General features: G+C 73.4%; 21 protein-coding genes and 1 pseudogene. 6 read left to right on the top strand and 16 right to left on the bottom strand.

All coding sequences use genetic code 11. The features are described from left to right. Window positions 1–18: 18 nt before the first annotated feature. The 4 genes from AS857_RS23210 to infC form a co-directional block, all read right to left on the bottom strand. On the bottom strand, window positions 19–852 hold the full coding sequence (locus AS857_RS23210) for a TrmH family RNA methyltransferase (protein ID WP_058045197.1): 834 nt from the start codon (window positions 850–852) through the stop codon (window positions 19–21). A gap of 142 nt (window positions 853–994) precedes the next feature. Then, window positions 995–1,381, bottom strand: a complete 387-nt coding sequence (gene rplT, locus AS857_RS23205) for a 50S ribosomal protein L20 (RefSeq protein WP_030369869.1) — start codon at window positions 1,379–1,381, stop codon at window positions 995–997. A 92-nt stretch (window positions 1,382–1,473) separates the two neighbouring features. Then, complete coding sequence (rpmI, locus tag AS857_RS23200; protein WP_030369870.1) at window positions 1,474–1,668, bottom strand: 50S ribosomal protein L35; 195 nt, start codon at window positions 1,666–1,668, stop codon at window positions 1,474–1,476. A gap of 126 nt (window positions 1,669–1,794) precedes the next feature. Beyond that, on the bottom strand, window positions 1,795–2,454 hold the full coding sequence (infC, locus tag AS857_RS23195; protein WP_058045196.1) for a translation initiation factor IF-3: 660 nt from the start codon (window positions 2,452–2,454) through the stop codon (window positions 1,795–1,797). Between the two features lie 341 nt (window positions 2,455–2,795). On the opposite strand from infC, the gene AS857_RS23190 reads away from it, so the two are divergent. After that, entirely contained in the window at window positions 2,796–3,161 is a 366-nt protein-coding gene (locus AS857_RS23190) for a DUF1844 domain-containing protein (RefSeq protein ID WP_058045195.1), read from the top strand. A gap of 36 nt (window positions 3,162–3,197) precedes the next feature. Here AS857_RS23190 and AS857_RS23185 read toward each other — a convergent pair whose 3' ends face one another. From AS857_RS23185 to AS857_RS23170, 4 genes are all read right to left on the bottom strand, one after another. Further along, window positions 3,198–4,049 (bottom strand): MIP family channel protein, encoded by an 852-nt coding sequence (locus tag AS857_RS23185; RefSeq protein ID WP_079110830.1) that lies wholly within the window; start codon window positions 4,047–4,049, stop codon window positions 3,198–3,200. Window positions 4,050–4,163: 114 nt separating this feature from the next. Further along, complete coding sequence (locus AS857_RS23180; RefSeq protein ID WP_058045194.1) at window positions 4,164–4,898, bottom strand: SseB family protein; 735 nt, start codon at window positions 4,896–4,898, stop codon at window positions 4,164–4,166. 97 nt (window positions 4,899–4,995) lie between these two features. Beyond that, complete coding sequence (mycP, locus tag AS857_RS23175; RefSeq protein WP_058045193.1) at window positions 4,996–6,189, bottom strand: type VII secretion-associated serine protease mycosin; 1,194 nt, start codon at window positions 6,187–6,189, stop codon at window positions 4,996–4,998. Continuing rightward, window positions 6,186–7,064 carry a hypothetical protein gene (locus tag AS857_RS23170; protein WP_245700437.1) on the bottom strand — a complete coding sequence of 293 codons (879 nt, stop codon included), beginning with the start codon at window positions 7,062–7,064 and terminating at the stop codon, window positions 6,186–6,188. The genes mycP and AS857_RS23170 overlap by 4 nt, the downstream gene beginning before the upstream one ends. 202 nt (window positions 7,065–7,266) lie before the next feature. Here AS857_RS23170 and AS857_RS23165 point away from each other — a divergent pair, with 202 nt between their 5' ends. Continuing rightward, the gene (locus AS857_RS23165) at window positions 7,267–8,487 is read left to right on the top strand and encodes an amino acid deaminase/aldolase (protein WP_058045192.1); all 1,221 of its coding nucleotides are present in this window, start codon (window positions 7,267–7,269) and stop codon (window positions 8,485–8,487) included. A 133-nt stretch (window positions 8,488–8,620) separates the two neighbouring features. Here AS857_RS23165 and AS857_RS23160 read toward each other — a convergent pair whose 3' ends face one another. The 4 genes from AS857_RS23160 to AS857_RS23145 all read right to left on the bottom strand — a co-directional run bounded on the left by AS857_RS23160 (window position 8,621) and on the right by AS857_RS23145 (window position 13,620). Then, the gene (locus AS857_RS23160) at window positions 8,621–9,889 is read right to left on the bottom strand and encodes an HAD family hydrolase (protein WP_058045191.1); all 1,269 of its coding nucleotides are present in this window, start codon (window positions 9,887–9,889) and stop codon (window positions 8,621–8,623) included. A gap of 100 nt (window positions 9,890–9,989) precedes the next feature. After that, window positions 9,990–10,775: a 3-oxoacyl-ACP reductase gene (locus AS857_RS23155; RefSeq protein ID WP_058045190.1), complete on the bottom strand. Its 786-nt coding sequence runs from the start codon at window positions 10,773–10,775 to the stop codon at window positions 9,990–9,992. Between the two features lie 3 nt (window positions 10,776–10,778). Beyond that, window positions 10,779–12,140 (bottom strand): aldehyde dehydrogenase family protein, encoded by a 1,362-nt coding sequence (locus AS857_RS23150; protein ID WP_058045189.1) that lies wholly within the window; start codon window positions 12,138–12,140, stop codon window positions 10,779–10,781. Window positions 12,141–12,252: 112 nt separating this feature from the next. Further along, window positions 12,253–13,620 carry a glutamine synthetase family protein gene (locus AS857_RS23145; protein ID WP_058045188.1) on the bottom strand — a complete coding sequence of 456 codons (1,368 nt, stop codon included), beginning with the start codon at window positions 13,618–13,620 and terminating at the stop codon, window positions 12,253–12,255. Between the two features lie 71 nt (window positions 13,621–13,691). Here AS857_RS23145 and AS857_RS23140 point away from each other — a divergent pair, with 71 nt between their 5' ends. The 3 genes from AS857_RS23140 to AS857_RS23130 all read left to right on the top strand — a co-directional run bounded on the left by AS857_RS23140 (window position 13,692) and on the right by AS857_RS23130 (window position 16,767). Beyond that, window positions 13,692–14,414: a FadR/GntR family transcriptional regulator gene (locus AS857_RS23140; RefSeq protein ID WP_058045187.1), complete on the top strand. Its 723-nt coding sequence runs from the start codon at window positions 13,692–13,694 to the stop codon at window positions 14,412–14,414. Window positions 14,415–14,546: 132 nt separating this feature from the next. Next, on the top strand, window positions 14,547–16,004 hold the full coding sequence (gene eat, locus AS857_RS23135; RefSeq protein WP_058045186.1) for an ethanolamine permease: 1,458 nt from the start codon (window positions 14,547–14,549) through the stop codon (window positions 16,002–16,004). Window positions 16,005–16,059: 55 nt separating this feature from the next. Beyond that, on the top strand, window positions 16,060–16,767 hold the full coding sequence (locus AS857_RS23130) for a gamma-glutamyl-gamma-aminobutyrate hydrolase family protein (RefSeq protein WP_058045185.1): 708 nt from the start codon (window positions 16,060–16,062) through the stop codon (window positions 16,765–16,767). 91 nt (window positions 16,768–16,858) lie between these two features. Here the strand turns inward: AS857_RS23130 and AS857_RS23125 are convergent, their stop codons facing one another. Beyond that, on the bottom strand, window positions 16,859–17,791 hold the full coding sequence (locus tag AS857_RS23125) for a LysR family transcriptional regulator (protein WP_058045184.1): 933 nt from the start codon (window positions 17,789–17,791) through the stop codon (window positions 16,859–16,861). A 70-nt stretch (window positions 17,792–17,861) separates the two neighbouring features. On the opposite strand from AS857_RS23125, the gene AS857_RS23120 reads away from it, so the two are divergent. Next, window positions 17,862–18,998 (top strand): TDT family transporter, encoded by a 1,137-nt coding sequence (locus tag AS857_RS23120; RefSeq protein WP_058045183.1) that lies wholly within the window; start codon window positions 17,862–17,864, stop codon window positions 18,996–18,998. Here AS857_RS23120 and AS857_RS23115 read toward each other — a convergent pair. The 3 genes and pseudogenes from AS857_RS23115 to AS857_RS23105 form a co-directional block, all read right to left on the bottom strand. After that, complete coding sequence (locus AS857_RS23115) at window positions 18,925–19,677, bottom strand: helical backbone metal receptor (RefSeq protein WP_058045182.1); 753 nt, start codon at window positions 19,675–19,677, stop codon at window positions 18,925–18,927. The two genes, AS857_RS23120 and AS857_RS23115, sit on opposite strands and share 74 nt — an antisense overlap. 31 nt (window positions 19,678–19,708) lie before the next feature. Then, window positions 19,709–21,505 (bottom strand): annotated as a pseudogene (locus AS857_RS23110) (ABC transporter permease/substrate binding protein); the annotation flags it as partial. Beyond that, the gene (locus AS857_RS23105; RefSeq protein WP_058047006.1) at window positions 21,498–22,592 is read right to left on the bottom strand and encodes a quaternary amine ABC transporter ATP-binding protein; all 1,095 of its coding nucleotides are present in this window, start codon (window positions 22,590–22,592) and stop codon (window positions 21,498–21,500) included. The pseudogene AS857_RS23110 and the gene AS857_RS23105, both read right to left, overlap by 8 nt. Window positions 22,593–22,734 lie beyond the last annotated feature (142 nt).

The raw sequence follows: 22,734 nt of genomic DNA, 5'->3' as shown, positions 1-22,734 counted from the left end.
CCCCGGGGGGCAACCCTACTAGCTGAAGGTCACGGAGCGGCACCCTCCGGGTGCACGCTGCGCACGGGCGGAGGCGTAGAGGCACACGGCGGCGGCGGTCGCGAGGTTCAGACTCTCGGCCTTTCCGTGGATCGGCACGCGCACCACGGCGTCGGCGAGCGCCCGGGTCTCCTCGGGCAGGCCCCAGGCCTCGTTGCCGAAGACCCAGGCCGTGGGACCGCCCATGGTGCCCCGGTCCAGCTCGGCGTCCAGGTCGCGGTCGCCCGCGCCGTCGGCGGCGAGGATGCGGGCGCCGACGCCCTGCAGGCCGCTCACCACCTGGTCGACGGGGACGCCCACGGCCACCGGCAGGTGGAAGAGGGATCCGACGGAGGCCCGCACGGCCTTGGGGTTGTAGAGGTCCACGGAGGCGTCGGTGAGCACGACGGCGTCCGCACCCGCGGCGTCCGCGCAGCGCAGGACCGTGCCGGCGTTGCCGGGGTCGCGCACGTGGGCGAGGACGGCGACCAGCCGCGGACGGCCGGCCAGGATCTCCTCGAAGGGCGTGTCCAGGAAGCGGCAGAGGCCGACGATGCCCTGCGGGGTGACGGTGTCGGACATCTCCGCGATGACCTCGTCCGTCGCGGTCAGCACGGGCACGCCGGCGGCGAGGGCGGCGGCGACGATGTCCGCGTGGCGCTCGGCGGCGTCCGGCGTCACATAGACCTCGATCAGGTGATCCACGGCCTCGCGGACGGACTGCGGCCCCTCGGCCAGGAAGCGGCGCTCCTTGGCGCGGAAGCTGCGCTTGGTCAGTCGGCGGGCCGCGACGACACGGGGAGATCGCAGGGAGGTCAGCTCGGGGGCCGCCATGGGCTCACTTTCGGTTGCTGGTGTGCGCGGTGCGGTGGTGTGACGGGCCGGGCCGGCACGGCGGGTGCCGGGGGCCGGACGCGAGCGGACCCGCAGGCCGTGGGCCTGCGGGTCCGGGTCGCTACAGCCTCGGGGCGCCGGTTCAGGCAGCGGCCTTCGGGGCGTTCACGTCGGCCGGCAGGGCCTTCTGGGCGACCTCGACGAGCGCGGCGAACGCGTTCATGTCGTTGACGGCCAGGTCGGCGAGGATCTTGCGGTCCACCTCGATGTTGGCGGCCTTCAGACCCTGGATGAGGCGGTTGTACGTCATGCCGTTCTGGCGGGCAGCGGCGTTGATGCGCTGGATCCACAGCTGACGGAAGTCGCCCTTGCGCTTCTTGCGGTCGTTGTAGTTGTAGACCAGGGAGTGGGTGACCTGCTCCTTGGCCTTGCGGTACAGGCGCGACCGCTGGCCGCGGTAACCGCTGGCCGCCTCGAGGATCGCCCGACGCTTCTTGTGCGCGTTGACTGCGCGCTTGACGCGTGCCACTTGTTAACTCCTTGTAGCGGGGCCGTGGTGGATTCTCACACGACCCGAAATCGATTGGGTCCCGGTGTGGACGTGCGGCCGAAGCCGGAACGTCACTTGCCGAGAAGCTTCTTGATCTTCTTGGCGTCGGCCGGGGCCATCTCGGCGTTGCCGGTGAGGCGACGCGTCAGGCGGGACGACTTGTGCTCGAGCAGGTGGCGCTTGCCGGCGCGCTCGCGCAGGACCTTGCCGGAGCCGGTGACCTTGAAGCGCTTCTTGGCACCGCTGTGCGTCTTGTTCTTCGGCATAGCGCCGTTCTCTCCTCGTCGTGGCACTCCCCGGCCGTATCAGGGCGTACGGGAGTGTCATCTGTTTCGGTTGGTGTCCGGGGCGGATGCCCCGGGGGTCATCCGGGGCGCGGAGCGCCCCCCGGATCACGCCTCTGCGGGCTCCTCGGCGGCGTCCGCGGGCGAGGCGCCGGAACGCTCCGCCTTACGGGCGGCCTGTGCCTCGCGGGCTTCGGCCATCGCCTCGGTCTTCTTCTTGTGCGGACCGAGGACCATGATCATGTTGCGGCCGTCCTGCTTCGGGTTCGACTCGACGAAACCGAGGTCCTGGACGTCTTCCGCGAGGCGCTGCAGCAGTCGGTAGCCGAGCTCCGGCCGGGACTGCTCGCGACCACGGAACATGATCGTGATCTTGACCTTGTCGCCCTGCTTGAGGAACCGGACGACGTGACCCTTCTTGGTGTCATAGTCGTGCGGGTCGATCTTCGGCCGGAGCTTCATCTCCTTGATGACCGTGTGCGCCTGGTTCTTGCGCGCCTCACGGGCCTTCATGGCCGACTCGTACTTGAACTTCCCGTAGTCCATGAGCTTGCAGACCGGCGGACGGGCGTTCGCCGCCACCTCGACGAGGTCGAGGTCGTACTCCTGCGCAAGCTCCAGTGCCTTGGCAAGCGGCACGATGCCGACCTGCTCGCCACTGGGACCGACAAGTCGCACCTCGGGGACTCGAATCCGGTCGTTGATGCGGGGCTCGGCGCTGATGGATCCTCCTCGGTAGCACCACGCGGCGGCCTGGCGGGCGGCCACGTAACGTCTTTTCCTAAGACCAACCGCGCCGGTGCAACAAAAATGCCCCGACGGGACACAGGCGGGGCTCCATGAAACCGGAACACCGCCACGGCATGCCGCGGGGCGCATCGGGCAGCTCCATCGTCCGTACGGAACGATGGGCGCCGCCTGACCGGAGACCTGCCGGCCTGAGGCCGGGCGAGGTGGGAGAACGGAGCTCCACTTGTGGGCCGGGCACGGGAGTGTCCAGCCGGTCGATCCACAACTCTAGCAGCTGTGGAGCAGGCGTGCTAACCCGTGGCGAACCGATTCGGCACCGGCACGCGGGCCGATCGGCCACGCCACGTATCGTGTGCGCCATGAGCGACGCGAACCCCGCCACCCCCGAGAACCCCGACTTCGACACCATGACCCGTGACATCGCGGACGTCCCCGCGGTCGAGGTGATCACCACGGTCGCGGTGCACCTGATGAGCTCGGCGGCGGTCAACCTCGGCCTGGCCGAGGAGGGCGAGCAGCACAAGGACCTCGACGAGGCCCGCAAGCTGATCACCGCGCTCGCCGGGCTGGTCACCGCCAGTGCCACCGAGATCAGCAACTTCCACGCCGGACCGCTGCGCGACGGCCTGAAGTCCCTCCAGCTCGCCTTCCGCGAGGCGTCCGTCGTGCCGGACGAGCCGGGTCAGGGGCCCGGCGAGAAGTACACGGGCCCCGTCTTCGGCTGAGCCTCCCCCGGGCTCTTCGGCTCTTCCGCGCCCCGGTCAGACCGTGCCCGCCGGGCCCGGCCGGCCGGGGCGTTCCCCGCCTTCCCCGCCCTCGTCCCCGTCGTCGCGGTCCTCCCGCGGCTCGGGGCGCTCCTCCGTCGGGTGCGCGGCCGTCGTCGGCCCCTTCGGGTAGTGCGGGAGCGCCAGGTCGTCGGCCAGGTTGGCCGGACCCATCGGCGGATGGGTGAGCCGGTGCGCACCGGCCGCCAGCCCGCCGCCGATCAGTGGCGCGATGATGAACAGCCACAGCTGCGAGAGCGCGCCCCCGCCCGCGAACAGCGCCGGGCCCAGGCTCCGCGCCGGGTTCACCGAGGTGCCCGTCAGCGGGATGCCCACCAGGTGGATCACCGCGAGGGCCAGGCCGATGGGCAGGCCGTCGAAGCCCACCAGCGCGATCTTGTGGGTCACCGAGAGCACGACGAAGACCAGCAGGAAGGTCAGGACGACCTCCGCGAGGAACGCGCCGCCCGTGTTCAGGTGCACGGCCGAGCGGCTGCCCCAGCCGTTGCTGCCGAACGCGCCGTGCGTCTTCAGCCCCGGCACCTGCTTGGCCAGCAGGAACAGCAGGGCCGCGCCCACGATGCCGCCGAGCAGCTGCGCCACCCAGTACTCGATCGCCGTGCGCGGGGCGATGCGGCCCTCCAGCAGCATGCCCAGCGTCACCGCCGGATTGACGTGGCAGCCCGAGACCGGGCCCAGTGCGTAGCAGAGGGCCAGCAGGGTGAAGCCGAACGCCAGGGCGATGCCGAGGACCCCGATGTAATCGGCCGCGAGGACCGCGGAGCCGACGGCGAAGAAGACCAGCAGCAGAGTGCCGAGGAACTCGGCGGCGACGGTTCTCGTCTCCACGGAGTCGAGACTTGCGGCCCCCAGCTTCACGTCCATGGCGTCCTCCAGGGATCTCGTGGACCTCTTCGCATTGTCGGTCGATCCACGACGGGGCGCCTGTCGGCTGGAACGCGGCTAGCGGGTGAAGAGCGGCTCCCCGGGGACGGAGGCGCCGGCGGGCAGCAGGGCCAGGTCGAGGCCGCGGACGAGCCGGGCCCGCAGGACCTCGTCGGAGGCCAGCGCCTGCGCCACGCGCTGCACCGCGGCGGAGACCTCGGCGTCGTCGGCCAGGGCCAGGGCGAGCGTGCCGTCCGCGTCCCGCGAGGGGGCCAGGTGGGCGCGGCGCACCGCCGGCTCGGCCGTGAGGACGGCGCGGAGCGCCTCCGCGACCGCGGGGTCCGCCAGGGGGTCGGTGCTCTCGCGGCCCTCGGCCAGGGCCAGCAGGGCCGGGCCCGTCAGCTGGTACGGCACCGGGCCCGCCATGTCCAGGACGATCGTGTCGGCCTTCTCGTGCGCGGCCGCCTGCAGGGCCTGGTGCAGGGGCACGGCCACGGGCCGCGCGTCCGCGCGCCAGCGGGCCAGCGACTCGATGGAGGTGAAGGCCGGCAGCGCCTTGCGGCCGTCCGGCGCCTGCAGCGTCGGCACGGCCATGTCGCTGGTCTTCTCCCGCTTCAGCCCGTCCGGCCCGGTCTCGACCTCGCCGAGCACCGCCACGACGGGGACGAGCAGGCGCGCGCCGCGCAGCGCGGCGAGCACGCGCGGCTCGGCGCCGCGGTCACCCGCCCACGCGGCCAGCGCGGCGGTCAGCTCCGCGTCGGCGGAACCGTCGTCGTCGGAGAACCCGGGATCAGGAATGTTCTTGAGCGCCACCCCCAGAGTCTATGGGGCGCCCTGTTCTTCGCCGGAGCGCCCCATGGCTACGGACGGGCCTACGGGCCGGGGGCAGGCCGGCGAGGCCCGGGGCTGCTCAGCCCGTTCCGCGGGGGCGGCGCCAGGTCCAGGCCGCCGTGGCCAGCAGGAGCGTTCCCGTCGCGGCGGCCGCCCAGGCCGTGTATTGCGGGGAGCGCGCCGCCGGGGCGTGGGGCAGGCGGGCCGGGTCGGTCCCGCCGAAGTACGGGCTGCCGTACTCGCGGGTGACACGGGGGCCCGGGCCCTGCGGGGTGAGGGCCGCGCCGCGGGCGATCGCGGCGGCCGGGTCGACGACCCCGGCGCCGAGCGCGTCGCTGCGCCCGCCCGGCGGGGTGTCGCGGGCCGTGTCCACGAGCAGCTTGCGGATCTGGGCGGGGCTCAGCCCGGGGTGCGCGGAGCGGACCAGGGCGACGGCGCCGGAGACGAAGGCGGCGGCCGCGCTCGTGCCCCAGCCCTCGTAGTAGCGCCGGTCGGGGTCGGCGATGACGACGTCGACGCCGGGCGCGCTGACGGTCGCGTACCACCGGCGCGTGGAGAACGCGGCGCGGCTGCCGTAGCGGTCGACGGCGGTCACGGCGATCACCCCGGGGTAGGCGGCGGGGTAGGAGACGTGGTCGCCCTGCTCGCCGCCGTTCCCGGCGGAGGCGACGACGACGGCGCCCTTGCCGAGGGCGTACTGGACGGCGGCGTCCTCCTGCGGCTCGGGGTGGGCGGTGTCGCTGTCGTCGCCGAGGGAGAGGTTGATGACGTCGGCGCCGTGGTCGGCGGCCCAGCGGATGCCGTCGGCGAGGGCGCTGCCGCGCCCGCTGCGGGCCTTGGAGCGGGAGGGGTCGCCGTCCTCCAGGATCACCCGGACGGGAAGGATCTTGGCTTCGGGGGCGACGCCGAGGACGCCGTCGGCGCCGTCCGCCCCGTGCCCCCGCCCCGCGATGATCCCGGCCATGGCGGTGCCGTGCCGGGCCCAGGCGCGGTCGCCGGGGCCGGCGCCGAAGCCGATGAGGTCCTTGCCGGGCAGCACCTGCCCGGCGAGGTCGGGGTGGCCGTCGTCGACGCCGGTGTCGAGGACGGCGACGGTGATGCCGTCGCCCTTGGTGGTCTGCCAGGCCTCCTCGGTGTGGAGGGCGTCGAGCGCCCATTCCTGGACGCGTATGGAGTCGGCGCGCGCGGTGCCCGCGGCGGGCAGCACGGCGAGGGCGGAGGCGAGGAGGACCGTGAGCAGGGGCCGGCGGCCCCGGGGCGCGGCGGCGGTCACCGGGCGTCCTCCTGGACGGTCCGGCGCACGGCCTGCCGGAAGCCGCTCTCCACGCGCCCGGCGAGGGCGGAGGCCTCGTGGCCGAGCCCGGCCTGGGCGGGGGCGGTCGTGGCGCCGGGGCGGGTGGCGAGGGCGGCGGGCTGCGGGGGCGTGCCGGTGCGGCCGTCGGCGAAGCCGGTGACGGCGTAGACGACGGCGGGGGCGTCGGTGAGGACGCTGAGGGCCCAGCTGGCGCGCTGCGCCGTGCCGAAGCGTTCGGCGGCGGTGCCGCGGGGCGCGTACGGGCGGGGCATCAGGTCGGTGCGCTCGTCGAGCCGTTCGTCGGCGAAGCGGCGGCGCAGGTCGCGCATGCCCCGGCTGTCGGCGGCGGTGACGAGCAGTCCGACGGTGGTGACGGCGCTGGAGGTGGCGTCGGTGTAGGTGGCGCGCAGCAGCCGCGTGCAGCCGACGGGGGCGAGTGCCTTCTCCAGGAGCGGGTCGAAGGCCTCGTCGCACCCGCTGTCGGGGGCGACGCCGATCCGGGTCCACACGCGGGCGGCGCCGCCGGGGCCGGCGGCGTCGCCGCGCAGCACGGGCGGGAAGAGTTCGTCGACGGGGACGGTCCGCCAGAGCGTGCCGCCGCGGGCGAAGGCGCGTTCGGCGGCGGTGCCGCCGCCGGTGCCGTCCGCGAGCCAACTCCCTGCGGCGGCACCGCCGATGAGCCCGAGTCCGAGCACGAGGCAGACGGCGGCGGTGAGGGTGCGGGCGCCGCGGCCGCCGTCCGGCTGGGGCACGTGCGGCGGCCGGGGCGGGCGGGGCGGGTGGGGCGCGAAGCAGGAGGAGGCCGGGAGGGGGCGGACGGGCAGCGCGAGTGCGGGGTCCGTCTCGGTGCTCACCCTGCGCTCCCCCTCGTGAGCCGTCTCCCCGCTGTCGGGGCCCGGTTGCCCTTCGGGACAGGCCGGTTCGTATCCGGACATCACGCCGCCGGGCTGCGGCCCACGGCGTGTGCGCCACTCTACGGGGCGGGCGGCGGGCGCTGCCATCTCGCCCGTGCAGGGCCCCTATCCAGCGCCGGACGCCTCTGGCAAGCTGCGCCCCATGCGTCTTCCCGCCGCACCTCCCGTCGCCTGCGCAAGCGCCGAGCGGGCCCGTCTGGACCGGGCGACCGCCTCCTGCGACGCGCCGCTGGCCGTGGTCGATCTGCAGGCGTTCGACGCCAACGCGGCGGATCTGGTGCGCCGTGCGCAGGGCAAGCCGGTGCGGGTGGCGAGCAAGTCCGTGCGCTGCCGGGCGCTGCTGGAGCGCGTGCTGGTGCGGGACGGCTTCACGGGTGTGATGAGCTTTTCGCTGGCCGAGTCGCTGTGGCTGGCGCGTTCGGGCATCGAGGACGTGCTGCTGGCGTATCCGTCGGCGGACCGGGCGGGGCTGGCGGAGCTGACCTCGGACCCGAAGCTGGCCCGGGCGGTCACGGTGACCGTGGACGACCCCGCGCAGCTGACGCTGATCGATGCGGCGCGGGCGGGCCGCGAAGAGGTACGGGTGTGCCTGGAGTTGGACACGTCGCTGCGGTTGCTGGGCGGCAGGCTGCGGCTCGGGGCGCTGCGTTCACCGGTGCACGATCCGGAGCGGCTGACGGATCTCGCGCGGTCCGTCGTGCGCCGGCCGGGGTTCCGGCTGGTGGGCCTGCTGGCCTACGAGGCGCATGTGGCGGGTGTGGGGGATGCCGTGGAGGGACGGCCCCTGTACTCCCGTTCGGTCCGGCTGATGCAGGCCGCGGCCCGCAGGGAGCTGGCGGCGCGCCGGGCGGAGGCGGTACGGGCCGTGCGCGCGGTGGCGGACCTCGAGTTCGTCAACGGCGGCGGTACGGGCAGTGTGCAGCACACCGCCGCGGAGGACGCGGTGACGGAGGTGGCGGCCGGTTCGGGGCTGTTCGTGCCGCGGCTGTTCGACCACTACAGATCGTTCCGCGGCCGTCCGGCGGCCCTGTTCGCGCTGCCGGTGGTGCGCCGTCCGGGGCCGGGCGTGGTGACCGCCCAGGGCGGCGGGTACCCGGCGTCGGGCGCGGCCGGCGCGGACCGGCTGCCGCATCCGTACCTCCCGGCCGGCCTGCGGCTGGATCCCCGCGAGGGTGCGGGCGAGGTGCAGACGCCGCTGACCGGGCAGCCCGCCGACGACCTGCTGGTGGGCGACAAGGTGTGGTTCCGGCACGCGAAGGCGGGCGAGATGTGCGAGCGCTTCGAGGCGCTGCACCTGATCGACGGCGACCGCGTGGTGGAGACCGTCCCGACGTACCGCGGCGAGGCCCGTACGTTCCTGTGAGCCCGCGCGCCCGCAACGCCGGGTCCCGGGCCGTGCGCTGTGCTCCTGTGGCAGGAGGGGATACGGGGACCGGTGCGCCGTCGGCAGCCGGTCCCCGTAGCGCGCGAGGACCTCAGGGGTGGCTCGGGGAGCCTCAGAAGGCCTTGTCGGCCTGGTCCGGGATCACGGAGCCGTCGGCGCGCCGGACGGGCACCTTGGTGCCGTCCTCGGCCGTGGCACCCGTCGTGGAGCACGGGTACGTGCCGGACTTGCGCGGCATCGGCTCGATGAACATCGGGTTGGCGACCCAGCGGCGGTCCGCGTCGTCGTAGGCGCGGCACATCAGCTCGGACTTGTTGCGGTTGATGGCCACGTGCGCGCCGGTGGCGTCGTTGACGAACGTCACGTCGGTGTCGGCGTCGCCCGCGCCGAGCGCGATGCGGTGGTCGAAGTCCTGCTGCTGCCAGGCCTTGGCGCCCTTGATCTTGAAGATCTCCTGGTTGATCATGCAGCGCTTGCCGTCCATGTACGGCAGGGCGTCGCCGCGGCCGGTCTCGACGCCGCCGCAGCCCTTGATGGCCGTGGTGAGGCGGCCGTGCTTGGTGATGCTGCGGATGCCGATGGTGTGCTTGCGGTCCAGGCCCACGCCGCTCGACCAGGCCTCGGCGATCGGCTCGGAGGAGGCGGAGACGATGTAGACGTCGAAGCCGGCCGCCTTGAGCGTACGGATGAGGTCCTTCTGCTGGTCGTAGTAGCGGACGTAGCCGGCGAGGGTGTGGGTGCCGACGGTCTGCTTGGTGCCGACGGGCGCCGCGAGCTGCTCGGCGCGCGCCTGCTTGGCGAAGGAGTTCAGAGCGGCGGGGGTGTGACCGGCGAACAGCTGGGGGATCCAGGCGTAGGCGGGCACGGTGCGGCGGTGGTTCCAGTCGCCGGCGAAGGCGGCGTCCCCGGCCATGGTCTGCGACTTCTCGCGGATCTCGAAGATCTCGTCGGCGCAGGCGGTGTTCCTGGAGGTGGGCAGCGGCCGGCCGGGGCGCACGGCCGTGCCGCACGCCTTGGCCAGGGCCTTGTCGGCGGCCGGGGTGAGCCAGGCGCTGGTGTCCTTCCAGCTCTTCGGCTGCAGGATCTTGTCGTGCTTGAGGGCCCAGGCGAGCGTGGCGTCGGTGATGTCGTTCTTGACGACGGTGTTGTCCCAGTCGAAGGCGGCGACGGGGCGGGGGCCCTTCTTGCCGGAACAGGTGCCGCGCTCGTCGATCATCTTCTGGAGCCTGGCGCGGTTGTCGCCGGCCCACGGGAGCTTCTTGTCGAGCTGGGGGCAGTTGCGGCGGGGGGCGTCGTGGGAGGGGGCCGCGGTGGCGGGGACCGTCGTGGCGAGGGCCGCGGCGGCAGCGAGGCCGACGACGATGGCGGACTTGGTGCGCATGTGCTCTCTTTGCGGTGGTGCGTGCATGGCAGGGAATCCACGGCGGGACCGGCTCCCGGGTCTGCACCCGCAAGCCGGTCCTACCGTTTGATCATGGACCCTACAGCGGGGTCACGTACGCGCCCGCGATGCCACCGTCCACGAGGAATTCGGCGGCGTTGACGAAGGACGAGTCGTCGCTGGCGAGGAAGGCGACGGCGGCCGCGATCTCCTCGGGCTCGGCGAACCGGCCGACGGGCACGTGCACGAGGCGGCGCGCGGCCCGCTCGGGGTCCTTGGCGAAGAGCTCCTTGAGCAGCGGGGTGTTCACCGGCCCCGGGCACAGGGCGTTGACCCGGATGCCCTCGCGGGCGAACTGCACGCCGAGCTCGCGGGACATCGCCAGCACGCCGCCCTTGGAGGCGGTGTAGCTGATCTGCGAGGTGGCGGCGCCCATGACGGCGACGAAGGAGGCGGTGTTGATGATCGAGCCCTTGCCCTGGCGCTGCATGTAGGGCAGTGCCGCCTTGCAGCACAGGTAGACGGAGGTGAGGTTGACCTCCTGGACGCGCTTCCAGGCGTCGAGCCCGGTGGTGAGGATGGAGTCGTCGTCGGGCGGGGAGATGCCGGCGTTGTTGAAGGCGACGTCGACCGAGCCGTAGGTGTCGTAGGCGGTCTTGAAGAGCGCCTCGACCTCCTCGGGGCTGGTGACGTCGACCTTGACGAAGAGCCCGCCGGTCTCGGCGGCCGCGGCCTTGCCGGCGGTCTCGTCGATGTCCGCGCAGACGACGCGGGCGCCCTCGGAGGCGAAGCGGCGGGCCGTGGCCAGGCCGATGCCGCTGCCGGCTCCGGTCACGACGGCGGTGCGGCCGACGAGTCGGCGGCAGACGGGGGTCTGGTCGGTCACTTGTTACTCCTCGGTGCTGATGAAGACGTTCTTGGTCTCGGTGAAGGCGGCCAGCGCGTCGGGGCCCAGCTCGCGGCCCAGGCCGGACTGGCCGAAGCCGCCGAACGGCGTCCAGTAGCGGACGCTGCTGTGGGAGTTGACGGAGAGGTTCCCGGCGGTGACGGCGCGGGAGACGCGCAGGGCGCGGGAGACGTCGCGGGTCCAGAGCGACCCGGAGAGCCCGTAGTCGGTGGCGTTGGCGATCCGCACCGCCTCCGCCTCGTCCTCGAAGGGGATGACGACGGCGACCGGGCCGAAGATCTCCTCGACGGCGGTGCGGTCCTCCGGCCCGCCCTCCAGGACGGTGGCGGGGTACCAGAAGCCCTTGCCCGCCGGAGCCTCGCCCCGGATGGCCGCGGGGGCGGACTCGGGGACGTAGGACCGTACGCGCTCGCGGTGCGCGGCCGAGATCAGCGGCCCCATCTGCGTCGCCGGATCCGCCGGGTCGCCCACGACGAACGACGTGACCGCCGGCTCCAGCAGCTCCATGAAGCGGTCGTACACGGAGCGCTGGACGAGGATGCGGCTGCGGGCGCAGCAGTCCTGCCCGGTGTTGTCGAGGAAGGAGCCGGGCGCGGCCGCGGCGGCCCGCTCGACGTCGGCGTCGGCGAAGACGATGTTGGGGCTCTTGCCGCCGAGTTCGAGCGTCACGCGCTTCACGCCCGCCGCGCACTTGGCCATGATCTGCTTGCCGACGGCGGTGGAGCCGGTGAAGACGACCTTGGCGACGCCGGGGTGCTCCACGAGGGCGTCACCGGCGACGGGCCCGGCGCCGGGGAGGACCTGGAAGAGACCCTCGGGCAGCCCCGCCTCCAGCCCCAGCTCCGCCAGCCGCAGGGCGGTCAGCGGGGTGGTCTCGGCCGGCTTGAGGAGCACGGCGTTGCCCGCGGCCAGGGCCGGGGCGAGGCCCCAGGCGGCGATGGGCATCGGGAAGTTCCACGGGGCGATGACGGCGACGACGCCGAGGGGCTCGTGGAAGGTGACGTTCAGGCCGCCTGCGACGGGGATCTGCGCGCCGGTCAGCCGCTCCACTCCCCCGGCCGCGTACTCCAGCAGGTCGCGGGCGTTGCCCGCCTCCCAGCGGGCGTTGCCGATCGGGTGCCCGGCCTCGCGGACCTCCAGCTGTGCGAGCTCCTCCAGGTGCGCGTCGACGACGGCGGCGAAGCGGCGCAGGTGGCGGGCGCGGTCGCCGGGGGCGAGCCGGGACCAGCTGCGCTGGGCTTCGGCGGCGCGCGTCACGGCCGCGTGGACGTCCTGCCGCGTCGCGGCCGGGACGGTGGCGACGAGTTCCTCGGTCGCCGGATTGAGTACGTGAAGCTCGTGCAAGTCCTCTCCTGTGGTTCGCTGCGCCGCGTTTCGTGTCCGGCTGCACGCCGGTGGTCGCGTTGTGCCCACCCGTTCCGCCCGCGGAACGTCTGCCCACAACGCGGCGGGGTCCTTACATCCGTTCGAAGGAGCGGAACCGCTCCCAGTCCGTGACCGCCGTGTCGTACGCCTCCTGCTCGACGCGTGCCATGTGCAGGTAGTGCTCGACGACTTCGTCGCCGAAGGCCTCCCGGGCGATGGGGCTCTGCTCCCACAGCGCCGTGGCCTCGCGCAGGGTGGCGGGGACGTGCTCGGCGTCGCCGGCGTAGGCGTTGCCGGTGCAGACCTCGGGCAGCTCCAGCTCGTGCTCGACGCCGTAGAGCCCGGCGGCCACCATGCCCGCGACGGCGAGGTAGGGGTTGACGTCCCCGCCGGGCAGCCGGTTCTCGAAGCGGTGGGAGTGGCCGTGGCCGATGACGCGCAGGGCGCAGGTGCGGTTGTCGGGGCCCCAGGCGACGGCGGTGGGTGCGAAGGAGCCGGGCCGGAACCGCTTGTAGGAGTTGATGTTCGGCGCATAGAGGAGGGTGAAGTCGCGCAGCGCGGCCAGCTGCCCGGCCAGGAAGTGCCGCATCGTCTTCGACATGCCGTACGGGCCCTCGTCGTCGGCGAGGACGGGCCGCCCGGCCTCGTCGCGCAGCGACAGGTGGATGTGACAGGAGTTGCCTTCACGCGCGTCGTACTTGGCCATGAAGGTGAGCGCCATGCCCTCCTGGGAGGCGATCTCCTTCGCTCCGGTCTTGTAGACGGCGTGCTGGTCGCAGGTGGTGAGGGCGTCGTCGTAGCGGAAGGCGATCTCGTGCTGGCCGAGGTTGCACTCGCCCTTGGCGGACTCCACGGTCATCCCGGCGGCGCCCATCTCGTTGCGGATGCGGCGCAGGAGGGGTTCGACGCGGCCGGTGCCGAGGACGGAGTAGTCGCAGTTGTACTGGTTGGCCGGGGTCATGTCGCGGTAGCCGCGGCCCCAGGCCTCTTCGTAGGTGTCCTTGAAGACGATGAATTCCAGCTCGGTGCCGGCGTACGCGCTCCAGCCGCGTTCGGCCAGCCGGTCGAGCTGGCGGCGCAGGATCTGCCGGGGCGAGGCGAGGACGGGCGAGCCGTCGTGCCAGGCGAGGTCGGCGGTGAGGAGGGCGGTGCCCGGGTTCCAGGGGGTGCGGCGCAGGGTGGAGAGGTCGCCGCGCATGGCGAAGTCCCCGTAGCCGCGCTCCCACGACGACATGGCGTAGCCGTCGACGGTGTTGAGGTCGACGTCCACGGCGAGAAGGTAGTTGCAGCCTTCGGTTCCGTGGTCGAGGACGTCGTCGAGGAAGAACCGGGCGGCGAACCGCTTCCCCTGGAGTCGTCCCTGCATGTCGGTGAAGGCGAGGACGACGGTGTCGATCTCCCCGGTGTCGACCAGCCTGCGCAGCTCCTCGACGGCGAGCGGGGGCGTGCGGTCTGCCACAGTGATGCCTCCTGTCGGTGTGACCGGAGGTCTTAAGGTAGGGCTGTAGACCATTAAAGGGAAGGGGTCAGATGAACGATCATGCGACGGACCGCCTGGCGCCGGTGCTGCGGCCGGTCCGCGCGGGCAACGGATTCGAGGAAGCGCTGGAGCAGATACTCCAGATCATGCGACTGGGCCTGGTGGCCGAGGGGGAACGGCTTCCCGCCGAGCGCGAGTTGGCCGACCGCCTGCGGGTCAGCCGGGTGACGCTGCGCGAGGTGCTCAAGGTGCTGCAGGACCAGGGCCTGGTCGAGAGCCGGCGCGGCCGCTACGGCGGCACGTTCGTGCTGGCGCGGCCCGCGACCGCGGGCGAGGAGGAGCTGCGGCGCCGGGTCGCCGACGTGGACGTGGAGGACACGCTGCGCTTCCGCGAGGTGCTGGAGGTGGGCGCGGCCGCGCTGTGCGCCGCGCACGGGCTCCCCGAGGGCGGGGCCGGGCGGCTGCGCGCGGCGCTGGCCGCCACGCACGACGCGCCGCTGGCCGAATACCGGCGCATGGACACCCTGTTCCACCTGACGCTGGCCGAGCTGTCGGGCTCCCCGTCGCTGGCCGCGCACTACGCGGCGGTGCGGGCGACGGTCAACGACCTGCTGGACTGCATTCCGCTGCTGGTACGGAACCTGGAGCACTCCCAGCTGCAGCACACCGCGCTCGTGGAGGCGGTCCTGGACGGCGACGCGGAAGCGGCGCGCGAGGTGATGCGCGAGCACTGCTGCGGGACGGCGGCGCTGCTGCGGGGCTTCCTGGCGTAGCCCGCACAAGCCGGGTTAACCCACAAGGACCACTCTCGTAACCAGTCTTTTACTCAAGGGGGTTGCCGAATCAGCCACGGCGAGGCAAAGGTATGGCGCAAAACCTTTACCTCCCGAGGCAGGAGCGGCAGCATGCCCGAACGCACGGAGACACCCACGGCACCACCACGCGCCTCGGACCGGCCGGCGGACTACCTGGAGAAGCGCACACTGCGCCGCGGCAGCGCCGGCCCCCTGCTGCTCACCGGCCTCGGCGTCGCCTACGTCGTCTCCGGCGACTTCTCCGGCTGGAACTTCGGCCTGGCGCACGGCGGCTTCGGCGGACTCGCCGTCGCCGCCGCCCTGATGGGCCTGATGTACACCTGTATGGTCTTCGCCCTCGCGGAGCTGGCCTCCGTCCTGCCGACGGCGGGCGGGGGCTACGGCTTCGCGCGGCGCGCGCTCGGCCCGTGGGGCGGCTTCCTCACCGGCACCGCCATCCTCATCGAATACGTCCTCGCGCCCGCGGCGATCTCCCTCTTCATCGGCGACTACGTGGAGTCGCTCGGCCTGTTCGGGCTCACCTCGTCCTGGCCGGTGTACCTGGCCTGCTTCGTCGTCTTCATCGGCATCCACCTGTGGGGCGTGGGCGAGGCCCTGCGCTTCAGCTTCGTCGTCACCGGCATCGCCGTCGCCGCGCTGCTCGTCTTCGCGGCGGGTGCGTTCACCGACTTCGACGCGGGGCGGCTGCACGACATCCCCGTCGACACCGGCGCGCTCGGCGCCTCCTCCTGGCTGCCGTTCGGCCTCCTCGGGATCTGGGCGTCCTTCCCGTTCGGGATGTGGTTCTTCCTCGGCGTCGAGGGAGTGCCGCTCGCGGCCGAGGAGACCAAGGACCCCGTGCGCTCGCTGCCCCGGGCCATGGCCACGTCGATGGGCATCCTGCTGGTCCTCGCGCTCCTGACCTTCCTCGCCTCGACCGGCGCGGGCGGGGCGGACGCCCTCAAGGACGCCGGGAACCCGCTGGTGGCCGCCGTGCAGCCGGACGGGCGGCCCACCCTGCTCGGCCGCATCGTCAACTACGCCGGGCTCGCCGGCCTGGTGGCCTCCTTCTTCTCCCTCATCTACGCCGGCTCGCGGCAGCTCTTCGCCCTCTCCCGGGCCGGCTACCTCCCCCGCTTCCTCTCCCTCACCAGCCGCCGCAAGGCCCCCTGGCTGGGCCTGGTGGTGCCCGGCGCGCTCGGGTTCGGGCTCGCGGCGGCGACCGGCGACGGGGCGCGGATGCTCAACGTCGCCGTGTTCGGCGCCACCGTCTCCTACGCACTGATGTCCCTCTCCCACATCGTGCTCCGGCGCCGCGAGCCGGGCCTGGAGCGGCCCTACCGGACGCCGGGAGGCGTCGCCACCTCGGCGCTCGCCTTCGTCCTCGCCTGCGCGGCGCTGGTGGCGACCTTCCTGGTGGACGTCACCGCGGCGTTCGTCGCCCTCGGCGTCTACGCCGTGGCAGCCGTGTACTTCGCCTGCTGGAGCCGGCACCGGCTCGTCGCCGGGGCGCCCGAGGAGGAGTTCGCGGCGCTCGCGGCGGCGGAAGCGGAACTGAACCGCGACTGACCATGTGATCAACGTCGTAGCGTACGAACGACCACGTACGGAAAGGACCCGCTCCATGCTCCGCCAGCCACTGATCGGCGTCACCACCTACCTCACCCGGGCCCGCTGGGGCGCCGCGTGGGACCTGCCGGCCGCGCTCCTGCCCGCCTCCTACGCCCAGCACGTCCAGCGGGCCGGCGGCCTCGCCGTACAGCTGCCGCCGGACGGGCCGGCCGCCGCGGGCGACCTGGTGCGGCGGCTCGACGGCCTCGTCCTCGCCGGCGGCGAGGACCTCGACCCCGTCCTCTACGGCGAACAGCCGCACCTGCGCGCGGGCGTGCCGGTCCCCGAACGCGACGCGTGGGAGCTGGCGTTGCTGGGCGCCGCCCTGGAGCAGGGCGTCCCGGTGCTCGGGATCTGCCGCGGCATGCAGCTGATGAACGTGCACGCCGGCGGCTCGCTGTGCCAGCACCTGCCGGACGAGGTGGGGCACGAGGAGCACAACCCCGTCCTGGGCACCTTCACCGACCACCTGATCAAGCCGGAACCGGACAGCCGCCTGGGCCACCTCCTCCCCGAACCCTGCGACGTCGCCACGCACCACCACCAGTCCGTCGACCGCCTGGGCGACGGCCTCGTCGCGACGGCCCACGCGGAGGACGGCACGATCGAGGCACTGGAACGCCCGGGCGACCTCTTCGCGGTGGGCGTCCAGTGGCACCCGGAAGCGCGGGACGACTTGCGTCTGATGCGGGCACTGGTGGAGGCGGCGACGGCCCGCTGACCCCCCGGCCGACGCCGGTTCGGCACCGCCGGACAGGTCGTACGCGGTGACTCGCCGTCGCGGCGGAAAGGAAGTGCCCGGTGCGGGACCGCTAGGGCGTCCGGGTCAGGCCCAGCAGGTCGCGGGCCGGGCCCGTGGGGCGGTGGCCCGTGGGCCAGACGGCCCGGAGCGCGCGGTGCAGGTCGAGATCCGCGACGGGGATCTCGACCAGGCGGCGGGCCGCCAGCTCCTCCCCGATCGCGAGCTCACTGAGCACGGACGGCCCCGCCCCGCTCACCGCCGCGGCCTTCGCCGCCGTCGTGGAGGCGAGTTCGAGCAGGGGCTCGGCGAGCCCCCCGTACGCGGAGAGGGCCGCGTCCAGCACCTGTCGCGTGCCCGAGCCCCGCTCGCGGAGGATCAGCGGCGTGGCCGCCAGTTCGGCCGCGCCGATCGGGGCCCTCCGCCGGGCCCAGGGGTGGGCCGGCGCCGTGACGACCACGAGCCGGTCGCCGCCGACGACCGCGCCGTCCAGCCCGGCCGGGGCGGCGAGGCCCTCGACGAAGCCCAGGTCCGCCTCGCCGGCCCGCAGCCGCTCCGCGACGGCCGCCGAGTTCCCGGCGAGGAGCGTGACCGCCGTGCCGGGGAGCCGGGTGCGCAGGGCGACCAGCCAGCCCGGCAGCAGGTACTCGGCGATGGTCATGCTCGCGGCCACCCGCAGCCGCGAGTCCCGCTGCCCGCGCAGCGCCTGCGCCCCGGCGTCGAAGGCCTCGGCCGCCTCCACGATGCGCCGCGCCCAGTCGGTGACGAGCACCCCGGCGTCCGTCAGCCGCGACCCGCGCGGCGACCGCTCGACGAGGCCGACGCCGAGCATCCGCTCCATGCTGCGGATCCGCCCGCTGGCGGCGGGCTGGGTGATGCCCATCTCGCGCGCGGCCCGCCCCAGGCTGCCCAGCCGCGCGACGGCCAGCAGCAGCTCCAGCGCCGCGAGGTCGGGCACGCGGTGCGCGAGCGGGCCCCGCCGGCTCCCGCCGTCCTCATTGCTCATAACTTCAGCTTATGTCCTCATAGAGACAAGGGCCCTGGTGAGCGGGGGTCCCGCGGCCGACGCTGGACGCATGAGCACCTCCGGCACAACCGCCCGCACCACCTCTCCCCTCCGCCACCTGGGCCCGAACTGGTACGCGTCCGTCATGGGCACCGCGATCGTCGCGAGCGCCGGCGCGGCGCTGCCCGTACGTCCGCCGGGCCTGCGCGGGGCGTGCGAGGCGGTGTGGGCGCTGTCGGCGGCGGCGCTGGCCGTGCTGCTGGTGGCGCGGGCCGTGCACTGGGCCCGCCACTCCGACCAGGCGCGGCGCCACCTCGGCGACCCGGCCGTGGCACCGTTCTACGGCTGCGCGGCGATGGCGCTGCTGGCGGTCGGCGGGGCCACCCTGTCCGTGGGCTCGGGGGTCGTGGGCCAGGGCGCGGCGGTCGCCGCGGACGCCGTCCTGTGGGTGGCGGGCACCGTGACCGGGCTGGCCGCGGCGGCGGGCATCCCGTACCTGATGGTGACCCGGCACCGCATCGAGCCGGGCCAGGCCTCCCCCGTGTGGCTGCTGCCCGTGGTCGCTCCGATGGTGTCCGCGGCGCTGGGCCCCGCCCTGGTTCCGCACCTGCCGGCCGGCCAGTGGCGGGCGGCGATGGTGCTGGCCTGCTATGCCCTCTTCGGGATGAGTCTCCTGGCGACCCTGCTGATCCTGCCCGCGGTCTTCGCGCGGCTGATCCACCACGGTCCGCTGCCGCTCGCGCTGACCCCGGCCCTCTTCCTCGTCCTGGGCCCGCTGGGCCAGTCGACCACCGCGGTCGGCAACCTCGCCGACGCCGCGCAGGGCGCACTCGCCGCCCCGTACGCACACGCGGCGGCGCCCTTCGCCGTGCTGTACGGGGTCCCGGTGATGGGTTTCGCGCTGCTGTGGCTGGTCCTGGCCGCGGCCATGGTGCTGCGGGCGTTCCGGCAGGGCATGGGCTTCGCGATGACCTGGTGGGCGTTCACCTTCCCCATAGGCACCTGCGTCACGGGTGCCGCGGCCCTGTCCCGCCACACGGGCCTGCACGCCCTGACCTGGCTGTCGGCGGGCCTGTACGCGGTGCTGGTCACGGCCTGGGCGGTGGCGGCAGCCCGCACCGCGCACGGCCTGGTCAGCGGCCGGCTGCTCGCAGCGCCGCGCCCAGCACCTCAGCCGCTTCCGTCAGTGAGGGTCCGTACCACGTGAGGTGACGCCCGCTGACGAGCGCGCACGGCAGCCCGGGGAAGGACTCCGGGCCGTCGTCGCGCGTGAAGCGGTAGGGCTCGTCGGGCAGAACGGCCAGCTCGGCGCCGCACGCGTTCAGCTCGTCGAGGGGGATGCGCGGATAGCGCTCGGGGTGGCCCGCGTGGACGTTGGCGACGCCGAGCCGGGCGAGGACGTCTCCGGCGAAGGTGTCCCGGCCGAGGACCATCCAGGGCCGTCGCCACACCGGCACCACGGCCCGTACCGCCGGCCCGGCGGCGTGCACGTCCCGCCACGCGTCCTCCGCGTCGGCCAGCCACGCGGGCCTGGCCAGGCCGCAGCCGCGCACCAGGACCCGCTCCAGCTCGGCGAACGCCTGGGGCAGCGTGCGCACTTCGGTGACGAGCACCTCCAGCCCGGCGGCGCGCAGCGCGCCGAGGTCGGGTGCGCGGTTCTCCTCCTCGTTGGCGAGGACGAGGTCGGGCGCGAGGGCGGCGATGCGCGCCGTGTCGGGGTTCTTCGTGCCACCGATCCGTACGACGTCCAGGCCCGCCGGGTGGTCGCACCAGTCGGTGGCGCCGGCGAGCAGCCCGGGCTCGGTCGCGGCGACGGCCTCCGTCAGCGACGGCACGAGGGAGACGACACGGCGTACGGCGGGGCGGCTGCTCCTGGGCGGGACCACCGCCCCACCGTACGCCTGTTCGTCAGTGGCGGACAGGCGCCAGCTTGTCGGTGAGGCCCGGGTGGGCGTCCAGCCAGCGGCGTGCGGACTCCTTCTCCTTGCCCTTGCCGCCGTTCTGGATCTCGACCTCCAGGGAGGCGAGGTCCTTCTCGGACAGCTTGAAGTCCTTCAGCCAGGCCGTGACCTCGGGGAAGTCCTTGCCGAAGTCCTTCTTGCCGACGGCGTGGATCTCCTCGCCCTTGCCCCAGGCCCCCTTGGGGTCCTTGAGCTTCTTCAGCTGGTGCTTGCCGTAGGCCCAGTGCGGCGACCACAGGGTGGTGACGATGGGCTCCTTCTTCTTGATGGCCCGGTCGAGGTCGGCGAGCATCGAGGCGGTGGAGGAGGAGACGACCTTGTACTCGCCGTCCAGTCCGTACTCCTTGAGCACCTTGTCGTTGAGCGTGCCCATCATGCCCGCGCTGGACTCGATGCCGACGATCTTCCCGCCGAACTGGGCGCTCTTGCCCTTGAGGTCCTCCAGCGAGTCCACGCCCTTGACGTAGTCGGGCACGGACAGCTCCAGCGACGTGGGCCCGTACCAGGCGCCCAGGTCGGAGAGCTTGTCGCGGTAGCGGTCCATGTACTGCTTGTGGGTGGTCGGCAGCCAGGCGTCGAACTGCAGGTCCATCTGGCCCTGCGCCAGCGCGGTGTACAGCGGCCCGGGGTCGAGCTGCTTGACGTCCGGCTTGTACCCGCGGTCCTCGAGGATGTTCTGCCACAGGTAGGTGGTGGCGATGGCCTCGTCCCAGGGGAAGTAGCCGAGCTTGATGCCCCGGCCCTGGCCCACGTTCGCGCCCGCGGCCACGTTCTGCCGGTCGTCGCCGCTGCCGGCGAGGTTCATCCCTCCGGCGACCAGCGCCAGGACGACGACGCCGACGGTGGCGACGGCCGTGCCGGGCCGGTAGCGCAGGAAGGCGAGCCCGCGGGCGGCGGAGGCGGCCTTGGCGGCGGCGCGCCGGCCGAGCGGGGAGACCCGCTGGTTGAGGGCGCCGGTCATGCGGTCCAGGTAGATGGCGAGGACGACGACGGCCAGGCCGCTCTCGACGCCACCGCCGATGTCGACCTTGGTGACGGCCGCGTACACGGCCTCGCCGAGACCGCCCGCGCCCGCCATGCCGGCGATGACGACCATGGACAGGGCCAGCATGATGACCTGGTTGACGCCCGCCATGATCGTGGGCAGGGCGAGCGGCAGCTGCACCCGGGTCAGGGTGTCGCGCGGCGTGGTGCCGAAGGCCGTCGCGGCCTCGACGAGCTCGCCGTCGACCTGCCGGATGCCCAGCTCGGTCATGCGGACGCCGGGCGGCATCGAGAAGACGACGGTCGCGATCAGGCCGGGGATCGGACCGATCGAGAAGAACATGACGCCGGGGATCAGGTAGACGAAGGCGGGCATCGTCTGCATGACGTCCAGCGCGGGCCGCAGGACCCCGCTGACCTTGCTGCTGCGCGCCGCCCAGATGCCGAGCGGCACCGCGACCAGCAGCGTGATCAGGCTCGCGACGAGGACGAGCGACAGCGTCGCCATCGCCGCCTCCCACAGGCCGAACGAGTCGACCAGGGCGAAGCCGGCGAAGGTGAGCACGGCGGGCAGCAGCCCGCGCAGCCACCAGGCGACGACGGCCAGGATGCCGGCCATCAGCAGCGGATCGGGGGCGCCGAGGACGGCGTTCACCCCGTCGTACATACCGGTCAGGACCGTGTTGATGACGTCGAAGAGCCAGCTCAGGTGGGTCTGCAGCCAGCTGACGGCGTCCTCGGCCCAGCTTCCGAAGTGGATCCTAGGCACGGGCGCTCACCTCCGCCTCGTCGGCGCGGGCAGGCGTGGCGGCCTCCGCGGGACGCGGGGCGGGCACCCCCGGCTCCTCGCCGAGCGCGGCGAACAGCAGGTCACGGGTGACGACGCCGGCCGGCTCGCCCCGCTCGTCGGTGACGGTGACGGGGGCGGCGCTGCGGGCGAAGGAGGCGAAAAGGTCGGCGACGGGCGTGGCCGCGGGGACGGTGGCCGCCCCTTCGGCGCCGGAGCCGCGGCCGGTCCGGTCCATGATCGAGCCGGCGGTCAGCACCCGGCTGCGGTCGACGTCCTGGATGAAGGAGGCCACGTAGTCGTTGGCCGGGCGCACGAGGATGTCCTCCGCGGTGCCGTTCTGCACGATCCGGCCGTCGCGCATGACGGCGATCCGGTCGCCGAGGCGCATGGCCTCGTTGAGGTCGTGGGTGATGAAGACGATGGTCTTCTTCAGCCGCGTCTGCAGGTCCAGCAGCTGGTCCTGCATGTCGCGGCGGATCAGCGGGTCGAGCGCGCTGAAGGACTCGTCCATCAGCAGCAGGTCCGCGTCGGTGGCCAGCGCGCGGGCGAGCCCGACGCGCTGCTGCATGCCGCCCGAGAGCTCGTCGGGCCAGGAGGCCTCCCAGCCCTTGAGGCCCGCGAGCTCCAGCGCCTCGGCGGCGCGCTCCTGGCGCTCCGCGCGGGCCACGCCCTGCACCTCCAGGCCGTAGGCCGCGTTCTCCAGCACGCTGCGGTGCGGGAAGAGCGCGAAGTGCTGGAAGACCATGCTGATCTTCCGGGAGCGCACGGTGCGCAGGTCGCGCGGGGCCAGGGCGGTCAGGTCCTCCCCGTCGAAGAGGACGCGGCCGGCGGTCGGCTCCAGCAGTCCGTTGAGCATGCGCAGCAGCGTGGACTTGCCGGATCCGGACAGACCCATCACCACGAAGATCTGGCCCGCCTCCACCTCGAACGAGGCGTCGATGACCGCTGCGGTGGTGCCGTCGGCACGCAGCTCGTCGCGGTCGGCGCCGCCTTCGAGCCGTTGGACGGCGGCTTCGGGTCGTCTGCCGAACACCTTGTACAGATGCTCGGCCTGGAGCCTGGACACATACACCTCTCGGGTCGAACTCAGGACGGCCCTGCCTCCCCCTGTGGCAGGGCCGTGGAGCGGTGCGGCATCGGTCCGCGTGCCCGCTTCCGGCACACGTGCCGAGGACGGGGTCCGCTCCGGTGCCGCGCCTGCCCCCGAT

This window comes from Streptomyces roseifaciens (assembly GCF_001445655.1).
GTDB classification, from domain to species: domain Bacteria; phylum Actinomycetota; class Actinomycetes; order Streptomycetales; family Streptomycetaceae; genus Streptomyces; species Streptomyces aureoversilis.
The sequence above is the reverse complement of the archived record's forward strand: the minus strand, read 5'-3'. Positions and strand labels throughout refer to the sequence as shown.